The sequence below is a fragment of the Brevibacillus daliensis genome (assembly GCF_021245735.1).
In the GTDB taxonomy this organism is placed as follows: domain Bacteria; phylum Bacillota; class Bacilli; order Brevibacillales; family Brevibacillaceae; genus Brevibacillus_B; species Brevibacillus_B daliensis.
This window is the reverse complement of record NZ_JAJISB010000011.1, coordinates 1-13,361: the sequence shown is the minus strand read 5'-3', so window position 1 is coordinate 13,361 and position 13,361 is coordinate 1. Positions and strand designations below refer to the sequence as shown.

9 protein-coding genes are annotated in these 13,361 nt (G+C 40.1%); all 9 read left to right on the top strand.

The features are described from left to right. Positions 1 to 540 precede the first annotated feature (540 nt). Positions 541 to 1,494 (top strand): AAA family ATPase, encoded by a 954-nt coding sequence (locus LM917_RS11375; RefSeq protein ID WP_232697635.1) that lies wholly within the window; start codon positions 541 to 543, stop codon positions 1,492 to 1,494. A gap of 16 nt (positions 1,495 to 1,510) precedes the next feature. Further along, positions 1,511 to 2,719 (top strand): DUF58 domain-containing protein, encoded by a 1,209-nt coding sequence (locus tag LM917_RS11370; protein WP_232697634.1) that lies wholly within the window; start codon positions 1,511 to 1,513, stop codon positions 2,717 to 2,719. A gap of 3 nt (positions 2,720 to 2,722) precedes the next feature. Then, on the top strand, positions 2,723 to 4,975 hold the full coding sequence (locus LM917_RS11365; RefSeq protein ID WP_232697633.1) for a transglutaminase TgpA family protein: 2,253 nt from the start codon (positions 2,723 to 2,725) through the stop codon (positions 4,973 to 4,975). A gap of 406 nt (positions 4,976 to 5,381) precedes the next feature. Then, the gene (gene guaA, locus LM917_RS11360; protein ID WP_232697632.1) at positions 5,382 to 6,920 is read left to right on the top strand and encodes a glutamine-hydrolyzing GMP synthase; all 1,539 of its coding nucleotides are present in this window, start codon (positions 5,382 to 5,384) and stop codon (positions 6,918 to 6,920) included. A gap of 265 nt (positions 6,921 to 7,185) precedes the next feature. After that, the gene (locus LM917_RS11355; protein WP_232697631.1) at positions 7,186 to 8,556 is read left to right on the top strand and encodes an NCS2 family permease; all 1,371 of its coding nucleotides are present in this window, start codon (positions 7,186 to 7,188) and stop codon (positions 8,554 to 8,556) included. Between the two features lie 582 nt (positions 8,557 to 9,138). Beyond that, positions 9,139 to 9,633, top strand: coding sequence for a 5-(carboxyamino)imidazole ribonucleotide mutase (gene purE, locus LM917_RS11350; RefSeq protein ID WP_232697630.1), 495 nt, complete (start codon positions 9,139 to 9,141; stop codon positions 9,631 to 9,633). Next, the gene (gene purK, locus LM917_RS11345) at positions 9,626 to 10,801 is read left to right on the top strand and encodes a 5-(carboxyamino)imidazole ribonucleotide synthase (protein ID WP_232697629.1); all 1,176 of its coding nucleotides are present in this window, start codon (positions 9,626 to 9,628) and stop codon (positions 10,799 to 10,801) included. The genes purE and purK overlap by 8 nt, the downstream gene beginning before the upstream one ends. Positions 10,802 to 10,816: 15 nt before the next feature. Next, positions 10,817 to 12,124, top strand: a complete 1,308-nt coding sequence (gene purB, locus LM917_RS11340) for an adenylosuccinate lyase (protein WP_232697628.1) — start codon at positions 10,817 to 10,819, stop codon at positions 12,122 to 12,124. Between the two features lie 272 nt (positions 12,125 to 12,396). Beyond that, entirely contained in the window at positions 12,397 to 13,281 is an 885-nt protein-coding gene (locus tag LM917_RS11335) for a LysR family transcriptional regulator (protein WP_232697627.1), read from the top strand. Positions 13,282 to 13,361: the final 80 nt, after the last annotated feature.

Below are 13,361 nucleotides of genomic sequence, written 5' to 3'. Positions count from 1 at the left end.
GGGCGACCGTGGGGGTTCAAGTCCCTCCACCCGCACCATTTATATAATGAATAACAACAAATGTAATGAGGCTGCAGAGATGCGAGCCTTTTATTTTTGTATTCGTGCCCCTACACTTATATATAAAGCTACTTAGTCTAAATTTTTTCATGACACTAATCTCCAATGTCACAACACACTAGATACATATAATCACTTCATATCAGTGACAAACTCTCGATTCATGTACTTATCTAGTAAGGAAAACGCAGGTAAGTAATATTATCGTTTAGAACGATTTGAGATATTTCTTCTAAATGTCTTATATTACCTTGGGGTTTTATTCCATATCATTATTCCTTCCACGTTAGAGTGGTCTTCTCGGCTGTTTTATGTAAAAATAGTATTGTTGAGTATTATTAATAATAGAAACAGTGTTTATTTTGAGAGACAACGTGTAAGAATAATAGAAAGAAAACTAGTAACTCCCTAAATACCGAATAATGGTTGCAGAGGAATTTTTATAAAAACATATTTGTATAAGGAAAAGGGGTTGGAATGATGAGCATGATCCAAGTGGATCGTCCCCAACAATCTATAGAACATCTGATACAGAATATTGAAAAAGTATTAATAGGAAAAAGACAAATGATAGAGTTAGGTCTTGTTGCTCTTTTAGCAAAGGGACATGTTTTATTAGAGGATGTACCAGGTGTAGGGAAAACAATGTTTGTACGCGCATTGGCTAAATCAATCGGTAGTGAGTTTAAGCGAATTCAGTTTACACCAGATCTTTTGCCAACAGATGTTACTGGTGTATCAATATATAATCAAAAAACGATGGAATTTGAGTTTAGAAAAGGACCGATCTTTGCAAATGTCATTCTTGCTGATGAGATTAATCGGACATCACCTAAAACCCAATCAGCAATGTTAGAAGCAATGGAAGAACATTCGATTACGATCGACGGTTATACGTATAAGCTGGAACAGCCTTTTTTTGTTATGGCCACGCAAAACCCGTTGGAATACGAAGGTACATTCCCACTGCCAGAAGCGCAGCTGGATCGTTTCCTTCTCCAATTGCATTTAGGTTACCCAACTGAAAAGGAAGAAATTTCGATGTTAACCCGTATGAGTTTTAAACATCCTATTGAAGAATTGCAACCGGTTATCTCTGTCGAAGAAATTATAGATTTACAGGAAAAAATTAAGCAAGTAAAGGTAGCAGAATCTATTAAAGAGTATATGGTTCGTCTTTGTCAAAAAACTCGAAGCCATCCTTACGTCTACTTGGGAATAAGTCCTCGTGGTACTCTTGCGCTTTATAAAGCAACACAAGCCCTTGCCTTTATCAGAGGGCGCGATTATGTGATTCCGGATGATGTGAAAGAACTGGTTCCGCCTATCTTCCGTCACCGCATTATTTTGAAACCAGAGGCGCGTATGGAAGGAGAAACAGCAGAGAGATTTATTCAGCAAATGATGAATGAGACAAGAGTCCCTGTGTCGTGAAAGGATGGTTTCATTCATGAAAAAGCATAGATACGGAAAATACATTCTGCTTTTCTTAGTACTCGTTTGTTATGTGTTTGCAAAATTTCAGGGGGGATTTGTAAGCTGGTTTCTCTTCTATAGCATGTCTGTGGTCGCTCTATATGAGTTAATCATATATCTGTTTATGTTTAAAGGGGTCGAAATTATACGGGAAATTGATCGGCAGAGAATGAAGGAAGGGGAGCATCTCGTTGTTACCCTACGTATTCGCAGGAAATTTCCATTCCCACTTGGCTGGAACATGGTCATAGAATCATTGCCAGAAAAACTATCGGGATTTTTTGAACCACATAAACAGATGTATATCCCTGGATTTAAAAAGGAACAAATCTTTCATTATATGATTCCGGAAGTGCCCAGAGGTCAATACCAATTGTTGCAATGTACGTTAGTTGGAGGCGACTTCTTTGGATTCTTGCAGATGGAAAAAAAGTTTGATGTTTATAATGAATTTTTAGTATATCCTTCCTTTAACTATTTAACTCATTGGAGTACGGGAGATGGAAGGATTAGCGGTAACATACATGTGCCTCACATGCGTTCTAATGACGTGGCTTCTGTAAGAGGTGTACGTGACTATCAGAGGGGAGATCGTCTCAGCCAGGTTCACTGGAGGGCTTCTGCAAAAGGGAACGGTTTAAAGACAAAGGAATTCGAGCATCAAGCTATGAATCAATTGGTGTTTTTCCTAGATGTTAAGAAATCTTCTACGCCTGGATTGCAGCAGCGAGTCTTTGAAACCAGTGTGAAACTGGCAGCCAGCTTGATTTATTATTCGCATCTCAATCACCACCCATATGGATTTGTGGCAAAAGAGAGGGAGCGTATCAGTATTCCGCCTGCATTGTCACAGGAGCATTTTTTCCGTGTATTTGATCAATTAGCGAGAATATCTCAAGAAGGTCAAGACTCAATTGCCCGGTTACTGGGGAGAGAAGCGATGGAGTATCCACGTGGATTCACACTGGTGGTCATTACTACATCCTTAACGAAAGAGTTAGTCATGCAGGCAAATGCGCTTACTCGTTCTGGAAGGAATGTGCAATTATTTTGGCTGCATGATCGTAAAGTGCCGATGTCTGTTGAACAGGATCTTCTGAAGCTGTTGACATCTGGCAATGTGAAGTACCATGCAATTCATGTAGATACGTATGATGAGTTGAAAAAAGTAGGAGGTGCCTAATGAATGGGTACATCCTTATGGAAACGTACGCAGATACTGCAGTGGATGGCAGCAATTTTTCTATTCTTTTTACTTAGAGAGTGGTTGCTCCCTCTACCAGAGTTGTCCGATACGGGCGATATGACGGTTTTCTATTTATTAATTGGGACGATAATACTGCTGGATGTAACGATTAGAAGTAAATGGATTGCTTTTGTAGTCAAGCTCCTAGTTGCTTTGTTTTTGTTCCATTCTGCTTTCGTAGCAGCATCATTTTTTGATATAGAGTGGTTGAGGGAAACGATCTCAATTATGATACAGGATATACCGCAAGCCTTCTCCCAAAATTGGGACAGTATGTCTATCGTATCACGGAATGTATTGTTTTTCTTAGTAATTGTCGTCGTCGTCTCACTTCTTAATTATCTGGTGTTAGGACAACGGCAGGGATTATGGTTTGTTTTTCTGACGATAACGTATCTTGCCGTTTTAGATACATTCATGCCGTTTGATGCAAGTGAAAGCATGATGCGCTCCATTGTAATAGGTTTTATGCTAATTGCGACCCTTCACTTGTCAACCGTGTATGAGCGACCTCATGCTCAAGTAAAGATTTCTTCTCTGTGGAAAAGTCTTTTCATTCCAATGGTCATTGTAACGCTGGCAATTGGGGTAGGTTATTCTGCACCAAAGGCAAAGCCAGCCTGGCCTGATCCTGTATCATTTTTTCAAGGAAAAAACGGAAATGGATCAGGAACAGGGATGAAAAAGGTAGGCTATGATACGAACGATCGCATGCTTGGTGGGCCTTTTCAACAGGATGATACACTTGTCTTTACGGTAACAACGAACGATAAGTTTTATCTGCGCGGAGATTCTAAGAACATATATACGGGAAAAGGCTGGACAAAGAGTGAAAAGTCTGTAGAGGCGATTAATCATCCGTTTTCCTATGAATGGGGAAATACCTTGTACTTTGGAATGGAAACAAAAAAAGTACAGGCAGTCATCCAAGCAGAGGACGAACAGTACCCAGCGTTGTTTTATCCGGGTCAGATGAAAAGTATTGAAGAAATGCAACCTGCACAAGCAACATTGACTTTTGACAGCAAATCACAGGGGATCATTACACATAATGGCTCCATAGAAAGAGAGCTTGAACCCAAGAACCATTTTACTAGCAGTGATGATAATAACCTTGTACCGGGACCTAATGGTATACAGATGTCTCATTATCAATTACAGTTAGAAGTACCGGTTATCAGTGAAAAGAGAATGATAGAAGCTGGTACGAATTATCCTCAAGAAATTCGTGATGAGTACTTACAGATTCCGCCAACATTGCCAAACAGGGTAAGAGAGTTAGCAAAACAAATTACTGCTAACGCAACGAATCCATACGACAAGGCGAGGGCGATTGAAAACTATCTGCGATCGCAAGGACGATATCAGTATGAGACGACGGATGTTCCTATGCCAAAAGAGGGGCAGGATTTCGTCGATCATTTCTTGTTTGACTCGATGAGAGGGTACTGTGATCATTTCTCTACGGCTATGGTGGTTATGCTCCGTTCAGAAGGAATTCCAGCAAGATGGGTAAAAGGATTCGCTCCAGGTAAAGAAATTAAGCGAAATGGCGAGCAAGTAGCGCTGGAAGTGCGAAACAGAGATGCTCATTCATGGGTAGAGGTTTATATTCCTAACAATGGTTGGATACCGTTTGAAGCTACTGCTTCCTTCTCATCACCGCTTCGGGTTAACTATGATCGTTATTCTGCGGATAACGAACAAAATACAACACCTGATCAACAAGAAGAAGATAAGCAAAGTACTACTCCTGATAAGAAAGACCGGTTATTGGAAGATGACGAGCAGATAGCAGGTATTGGTGGTACCTTTGGATCGTGGAATTGGAACTGTCTATGGCCAATTGTGATCGTGGCTGCACTAGCGGGATTATTTTTCTGGAAGAAACGTAATGAAGTATATGTATGGTGGCTAGCGAGGAAGGTGGAACGATATTCGAAGGAAGAATTCCCGAATCGCTATAGTCTGTTAATTACTATATTTGAAAAGGCAGTTTCTCCGCGTGAACCAGGTGAAACATTGCGAGAGTATGTAAAGCGTCTGCGGATCACTGGAGATAAAAAACAGGATCTACTATATGCAACAACCATGTATGAAAAGATGCTGTATGGCTACAAAGATATGGAAGAAAAGGTGAAAACCTTGTTGCATCAAACCATTGAGCGTTTGATTCGACAAATGAAGCCTTGATCATTTGGCGATGATCTGCTAGAATTTTTGACAAAATAACCTTTGTTAAGCGGCAAGTAAGTCTAAGGAATTGAGAAGGTAATATTTTCCGATAAAAAGAGAGCAAGCGATATTCTTTTGGTTCAGGTAACGATAAATTTCTTTTATTTCGTTAAACGTACGTAAGAAAGATAGGGACATCTGCTTTGCGCCTGATAGGATGCAACAACAATCAGGGTGAAGTGGATGGCCCGTCTTTTTTGGGAATTGGAATAAAAGGCAGGGTATTCCGTTATCCATGTATCCAAATCGCCAGGTTCTCTCTTCTTTTTCATATACAAAAAAAGAATGGGAAATACTACTTCTAGTTTATTTTGTCTGGCAAAAGTTGTTAACTAATAAGGATAAGGGTAAGGGAGGATCTTTCGTGGACAAGCCGTTGGAATTAGTGGTAGTGATAGATTTTGGGGGGCAATACAATCAGTTAATTGCTAGACGTGTACGTGATCATGGTGTATACAGCGAATTATTGCCTTTCAACACACCTGTTGAGAAAATCAAGGAGATGAATCCAAAAGGAATCATTTTCTCTGGGGGACCAGCAAGTGTTTATGAAGAAGGGGCTCCGCACGTTGATCCAGCTATCTTTGATCTAGGTGTTCCTGTCCTAGGGATTTGCTACGGAATGCAATTAATGTCTCAACTCCTTAAAGGAAAAGTAGAACGTGCAGGTAAGCGTGAATACGGGAAAGCGGAAATTCGCTTACAAAACAAGCATGGTCTCTATAGTAATTGGGAAGAATCTGAATTGGTATGGATGAGTCATACAGACAAAGTAATTGAGCTACCTGAAGGATTTGGAATTGATGCGGTGAGCGATTCTTGCCCAATTGCAGCTATCAGTAATCCTGAGCGTAATCTTTATGGAGTGCAGTTCCATCCAGAAGTTCGCCATACAGTAAAAGGGGAAGATTTCATCAAAAACTTCCTGTTTAATATCTGTGAGTGCAGAGGCGATTGGAGCATGACCACTTTTATTGAAGACAAAATACAAGAGATTCGTGAAATAGTAGGCGAAAAACATGTTTTATGCGCATTGAGTGGTGGGGTTGACTCCTCTGTAGTAGCTGCATTAATCCACAAAGCGATTGGCGATCAGCTAACATGTATGTTCGTTGACCATGGTTTACTGCGTAAAGATGAAGCAGAAAGCGTAATGGAAACCTTTGTTGGTAAATTCGAGATGAAAGTGGTTAAAATTGATGCTCGTGAACGCTTTTTGAATAAATTAAAGGGTGTTACCGATCCAGAGCAAAAACGTAAAATTATTGGTAACGAGTTTATTTACGTGTTTGATGAAGAGGCAGCAAAATTAAAAGATATGGATTTCTTGGCACAAGGAACGCTCTATACAGATATCGTAGAGAGTGGTACAGCTACGGCTCAAACAATCAAATCTCACCACAATGTAGGTGGTCTTCCTGAAGACATGAAATTCTCTTTAATTGAACCGCTTGATACCCTATTCAAAGACGAAGTACGTAGATTAGGTTCCGAACTAGGACTTCCTGATGCAATTGTTTGGAGACAACCATTCCCAGGTCCTGGTCTTGGTATTCGCATTTTAGGCGAAGTTACTGAAGATAAATTGGAAATCGTTCGTGAATCTGATGCCATTCTGCGTGAAGAGATTCAAAAAGCTGGATTGGATCGCGAAATCTGGCAATACTTCACTGCACTTCCTGACATGAAAAGTGTAGGGGTTATGGGCGATGCTCGTACGTATTCCTATACAGTAGGAATTCGTGCTGTTACTTCTATTGACGGTATGACAGCTGACTGGGCGCGTATTCCTTGGGATGTGTTGGAGAAAATCTCTGTGCGTATCGTAAATGAAGTAGAAAACGTAAACCGCATCGTGTATGATGTTACCTCTAAGCCACCAGCAACAATTGAGTGGGAATAAGTTAGCATAAAACGTATATTAAAATAAAAAACATAATAAATGTTCGTGTTTTGATTGACAGCATGCAATCTTCTTGTTACACTTTCGTTGGGAGCTGAAATTCGATGGTTCATTCGGATTTTCGACTATTAATGACATGTGTAGGAGAATTTATTGCATGCTTTTTCTTTTTTTACGAACATTAATGGGTGAAAGACGAATAATACCACCGATATTTTGAGCAAAATAAAAACTATTAGGTAGGATTCCTACAGGAGGGACAACCGTGCGCAAGTATTTTGAATTTGATAAACATGGCACGAATTACCGTACGGAAATTATTGCGGGTATTACGACATTCTTGGCTATGGCTTACATCTTGGCTGTTAACCCTAGTATATTGAGCGGTGCAGGTTTGCCACCTGAGTTGGCAGAGAAGTTCCCGCCAGCGACTGCTGTTTTTACAGCAACAGCATTGGCAGCAGCGATTGGTTCTTTATTAATGGGCTTCATCGGTAAACTACCTATCGGGCAAGCACCTGGTATGGGCTTGAATGCCTTTTTTGCTTTTACAGCAGTTCTTGCAATGGGTATTCCTTGGCAACAAGCACTAGCTGGTGTATTCCTTTCTTGTACGTTATTTTTAATTCTTTCTTTAACAGGTGTTCGGACAAAGATTATTGACGCAATCCCAGCAAGTTTGAAGCATGCTACTACAGCTGGTATAGGTTTGTTTATTGCTTTCCTTGGTCTTAAAAATGCAGGTATTATCGTAGGTTCAGAGGCAACACTAGTGGCTATGGGTCATTTGAGCTTTAAAGAAGGAATGGATGCAGCTCAAATCCTCGCTGTGAAAAATGCTCTGCTAACAATTTTCGGATTGGTAGTAACAGGGATTTTGTTTGCTAGAAAAGTAAATGCAGCTGTGTTCATTGGTCTATTAACTACAGCAGTTGCAGGTATCATATTTGGAATCGTACAAATGCCAACACATGTATTTAGTGCACCACCTAGCCTGGCTCCAACTTTTGGTGTAGCATTCAATTATCTGTTTGATCCGTCCATTATTTTCTCGAAAGAAATGCTGATTATCGTCTTTACGTTCTTATTCGTAGATTTCTTTGATGCAACAGGTACACTTCTTGGTGTTTGCAACCAAGCTGGTCTTTTGAAAGATGGAAAATTGGATAATCCAGGAAGAGCATTTGGTACTGATGCAGCCGCAGGTATGGTCGGTGCTATCCTTGGTACATCAACAACAACTGCTTATGTTGAATCCTCCGCGGGTGTTGCAGCAGGCGGTAAAACTGGTCTTACAGCTGTAACAGTTGGTGTTATGTTCTTGCTATCCCTATTCTTGTTCCCGGTGCTATCCGTTGTTACATCAGCCGTTACTGCTCCTGCATTAATTATCGTAGGTGTGTTGATGGCAAGTAGCTTGAAACACATTGAGTGGGACAAAATGGAAGAGGCTCTACCGGCATTCTTGACCATGTTAACTATGCCTTTGTCTTCCAGTATTGCAGCAGGTATTGCTTCCGGATTCATTTTCTATCCAGTGTTGAAAGTGTGCAAAGGTAAAGGTCGCGAGGTTCATCCAGCGATGTACGTACTGTTTGTGGTCTTCGTCATTTACTTCATCTGGTTACGTGATTAGAAATTTTAATAATTTGATTCATATGTGATTCAAATTCCCCTATGGGGGTAAATAATAGTACGCCACCAAGGTGGCGTAAGCGTAAGAGCAACACCGTAAGACTTTTACACCGTATGAAGCAACACCGTAAGACGTTTCATCGCAAGAGGCTTCAGAGTAGGATGTTTCATTGTACGGCGCTTCACCGTAGCATGTTTTACTGTACCATGATTCACAGTAGGACGTTTCAGCGTACCAAAGTTTTACTGTACCATGTTTCACAGCTGCATGTTTCACGGTAATACGGTTTCATAGTAACACTTTTTCACCTAGATTTACGTAACAAGGTTAGTATCTTAAAAAAGAACAGTCGGCGTCTTTGTAACATAAAAGATGTCGGCTGTTCTTTTATGTGAAAAAGTCTCTTTTTGGATTAACCGCTGAGATTTTTATATATATCTCATATAAAGTAGAATGTTCAAACGTATATCATCAATAAATGTTCGTGTTTTGTTGACTAAACTTCATATTCTTTGCTAAAATTAACATGAAATCTTTAAAAAACGGAAAATAGCTAAAATTCCTGAAGAGAGGAAGAAATGCATGGCTGCAACTGTAGTGGGAGTAATTATGGGAAGTACCTCGGATTGGGAGACGATGAAAGAAGCGTGTCTAGTATTAGATGAACTACAGATCCCCTATGAAAAGAAAGTGGTATCTGCACATCGTACGCCTGATTTGATGTTTAGTTATGCTGAGGAAGCGAGAGACCGAGGTCTGAAAGTAATAATAGCGGGAGCAGGAGGGGCAGCGCATTTACCAGGTATGGTGGCAGCAAAAACTACTTTGCCCGTCATCGGGGTGCCTGTTCGTTCACAAGCCTTGAATGGGCTGGATTCTTTGCTTTCCATCGTACAAATGCCTGGGGGCGTTCCAGTAGCTACCGTTGCCATTGGAAAAGCAGGAGCGACTAATGCGGGGCTATTGGCCGCACAGATTTTAGGAACAGTAGACACAAAAATTGCAGAACGTTTGGATAGCAGGAGAAAAGCTACAGAGATAAAGGTAACCAACGAAAGCGAGTTACCAGATGTATAATAGAGAGAAAAAGAAACCATTAGCAGTTGACGGGAGAGAACAAGCGATGATTAAGCCTGGTGCAACCATTGGTATATTGGGAGGCGGACAGTTAGGGCGCATGATTGCTCTTGCTGGCAGAGAGATGGGATATCGTTTTGTCGTCCAAGACCCTACCCCTGATTCACCATGCGGTCAGGTATGTGATGAGCAATTGGTAGCAAGCTATGATGATCGGGACGCAGCGCGTATGCTTGCAGCCAAAAGTGATGTCATTACCTACGAATTCGAAAATGTAGATGCACAGGTTGCTGAAATTTTGGAAAGTGAAGCATCTGTTCCACAGGGCAGTCGTCTATTGACGATTACCCAGAATCGAATTCGTGAAAAAAATGCTATTCAGGCAAGTGGATTGCCTATTGCTGCTTTTCAGGTAGTAGCATCGGCTGAAGAGGCGAGAAATGCAGTAGGTGAATTAGGAACACCTGCCATTATGAAGACGGCAACAGGTGGTTATGATGGTAAGGGACAAAGGGTTATTCAATCAATAGAGGAAGCGGAAGAAGCTTTTAACCAGCTCGCTCAATCTGGAGCCGAGTTAATCATTGAGGAATTTGTTCCGTTTATGATGGAGCTATCTGCGGTTGTAGCGAGGAATGCTGCAGGGGAGACAGCTGTGTTTCCTATTGCGGAAAATGTACATCAGCAAAATATTCTACATCTTAGTATGGCTCCTGCACGTGTATCTTCTGATATCTTGCAACGAGCCGAAAAGATAGCCGTTGAATTGGCTGAAAAATTAAATATGGTCGGACTTCTTGCAGTAGAAATGTTTCTTACCAAAGATGGAAAACTATATATAAATGAACTTGCACCACGTCCTCATAATTCTGGACACTATACGATGGATGCCTGTGTAACTTCGCAGTTTGAGCAGCATGTAAGAGCAATCTGTAATTTACCGCTTGGTTCAACTAGGTTGCTTACGCCAGTAGTTATGATTAATATCTTAGGGGAGCATGTTGCACCTATTTTAGATAAAATAGGCACGTTACCTACTACTGTTAAGTTACATCTATACGGAAAACAGGAAGCAAAGGAAAAGCGGAAGATGGGTCATTTGAACATCATAGCTGATTCCGTGGAAGAGGCATTACAAATAGTTGACGAGCTGAAAATATGGTCATAATTGGAGGATATTATCATGATTGAACGTTATAGTAGACCGGAAATGAGAGCGATTTGGACAGAAGAGAATAAATATAAGGCTTGGCTGGAAGTTGAGATTATGGCTTGTGAAGCGTGGGCAGAGCTTGGCGTTATTCCGAAAGAAGACGTAGAGAAGCTATGGAAAAATGCCAGCTTTGATATAAATCGTATCTATGAAATCGAACAAGAAACTCGCCATGACGTGGTTGCTTTTACGCGTGCAGTCTCCGAAAAAATCGAGGGAGACGAGAAGAAGTGGGTTCACTACGGTCTTACTTCTACTGATGTTGTTGATACGGCACTTGGATATTTGTTGCGTCAAGCTAACGATATTTTGGAAAAAGATATTGAGGACTTCATCCAAATTTTAAAAGATAAAGCATTAGAACATAAAGATACCGTAATGATGGGACGTACGCATGGTGTACATGCTGAGCCGACTACTTTTGGTTTGAAAATGGCGCTATGGCATCAAGAGATGACTCGTAATCTGGAACGCTTCCGCCGTGCTCGTAAAGAAGTAGAAGCAGGTAAAATCTCGGGCGCAGTAGGAACCTATGCAAATATTGATCCATTTGTAGAAGAGCACGTATGTAAACGTTTGGGCCTTACTGCTGCTCCTATCTCTACACAGACGCTTCAGCGTGACCGCCATGCAGAATATATGGCTACATTAGCATTAGTAGCAACATCGCTTGATAAGTTTGCTACAGAAGTAAGAGCTCTGCAAAAGAGTGAAATGCGTGAAGTGGAAGAAGCCTTTGCAAAAGGTCAAAAAGGTTCTTCAGCTATGCCACATAAACGCAATCCGATTGGAAGCGAAAATATCTCTGGTCTTTCCCGGGTAATTCGTGGACATATGGTGTCTGCTTACGAAAACGTGCAGCTATGGCATGAACGCGATATCTCACATTCATCTGTAGAGCGTGTTATTTTGCCGGATGCGACTCAGCTATTGAACTACATGCTGCGCCGTTTCATGAATATCGTGAAGAACCTGACTGTCTTCCCTGAGAATATGAAGCGCAACATGGATCGTACATTTGGACTTATCTATTCGCAACAAGTATTGCTGAAATTGATTGATAAAGGCTTAAGCAGAGAAAAAGCATACGACACTGTTCAACCTCGTGCCATGCAGGCATGGGAAGAGCAACGTTCTTTCAGAGATATCATCAGTGAAGATGGAACAGTAAAAGAGATGCTGACAGAAGAAGAATTGGATGCATGCTTCGACTATCGCTATCATCTGAAGCATGTGGATACCATTTTTGCTCGCTTGGGATTAATTGAGAAGAAATAAGTAAAATAACGAATATCTGATAAACCACCAGTTTACCTTACGTGCTGGTGGTTTTTCTATTTATTATCATCAGTTTAGAACAGATTCCATGTAGTTGAATAATAAACAAATGCTAAAGAAAATTAGGTTATCTTACATATGTAATGATAACCTAGTAATACTGTCAGAATGATATTAAAATAAGAGTGTACACATGATAATGACAGAGAGCGATATCAATACTAATGATGTTCCATAAATAATCTTCATAGTCAAAACGTAGGAGAGATATAATGGACATAAGAGAAATTAAGTATTTTGTTCAAGTTGCAAAACATAAGAACTTTACATTAGCCGCGAAAAAATTGCATATATCACAACCTGCTTTAAGCAAAGCAATTAAAAACTTGGAGAATGAATTAGAGGTACAGTTATTTGATCGAGCTGATAAAGAAATAAAGCTAACAGAGCTTGGTGATAACCTATTAGTCGCATCTGAGGAATTAATCCATAAGTATGAAGAATTGAAAGGCTCTCTTTATGATAAAAGTAAATTGAATAAAGGGAATGTAATCATTGGTTTGCCACCAGTTATTGGTACAAGTATTTTTGTTAACATCCTTACGTCTTTCCGTGAAAAATTTCCTGATATCTCTCTGGAGATCATTGAAAATGGAGCTAAAATGGTAGAACATAATTTGCAAAATGGTATCATTGACGTCGGTATCGTTATTGCTCCAGTTGATAGAGCGAAATATGACTATATCCCAATTATGGAAGATGAAGTTGTATTGCTTGTTAATAAGATCAATCCGCTTTTTAATAAGAGCTCTGTATCATTTGCAGATCTTAAGAAAGAAACCTTTCTTATTTTAGATAAAACATTTATGCTTCATCACCACATTATAGATGGTTGTCTGAATCATGGGTATAAACCAAATATTTATTTTGAAAGCTCACAGTGGGATTTTCTAGTAGAGCTTGTCGCTCAAAATCACGGGATTACAATTTTGCCAAAACCAATTTTAAAATTTGTAGATACTCCTTCTCTTAAAATCATACCTTTCCATGATCCACCTTTAAAATGGGAGGTAGGCTTTTTATTGAATAGGGATAAATATATAACCCATGTTACAAAAACTTTTATTAATCATACGCTAGAGATTATCGGTAACTAAGAAAAGGATGTTTCGAACGTGTCGCTATGACATGATAAATTCGGAACATCCTTTTTTCATATTGACTACTGTAGTGGACA

Excerpts from the sequence above, each read along its gene's own strand:
- LM917_RS11335 (WP_232697627.1), top strand. The coding sequence starts at position 12,397 with ATGGACATAAGAGAAATTAAGTATTTTGTTCAAGTTGCAAAACATAAG.
- purE (WP_232697630.1), top strand. The coding sequence starts at position 9,139 with ATGGCTGCAACTGTAGTGGGAGTAATTATGGGAAGTACCTCGGATTGG.
- purB (WP_232697628.1), top strand. The coding sequence starts at position 10,817 with ATGATTGAACGTTATAGTAGACCGGAAATGAGAGCGATTTGGACAGAA.
- purK (WP_232697629.1), top strand. The coding sequence starts at position 9,626 with ATGTATAATAGAGAGAAAAAGAAACCATTAGCAGTTGACGGGAGAGAA.
- LM917_RS11370 (WP_232697634.1), top strand. The coding sequence starts at position 1,511 with ATGAAAAAGCATAGATACGGAAAATACATTCTGCTTTTCTTAGTACTC.
- LM917_RS11365 (WP_232697633.1), top strand. The coding sequence starts at position 2,723 with ATGGGTACATCCTTATGGAAACGTACGCAGATACTGCAGTGGATGGCA.
- LM917_RS11375 (WP_232697635.1), top strand. The coding sequence starts at position 541 with ATGAGCATGATCCAAGTGGATCGTCCCCAACAATCTATAGAACATCTG.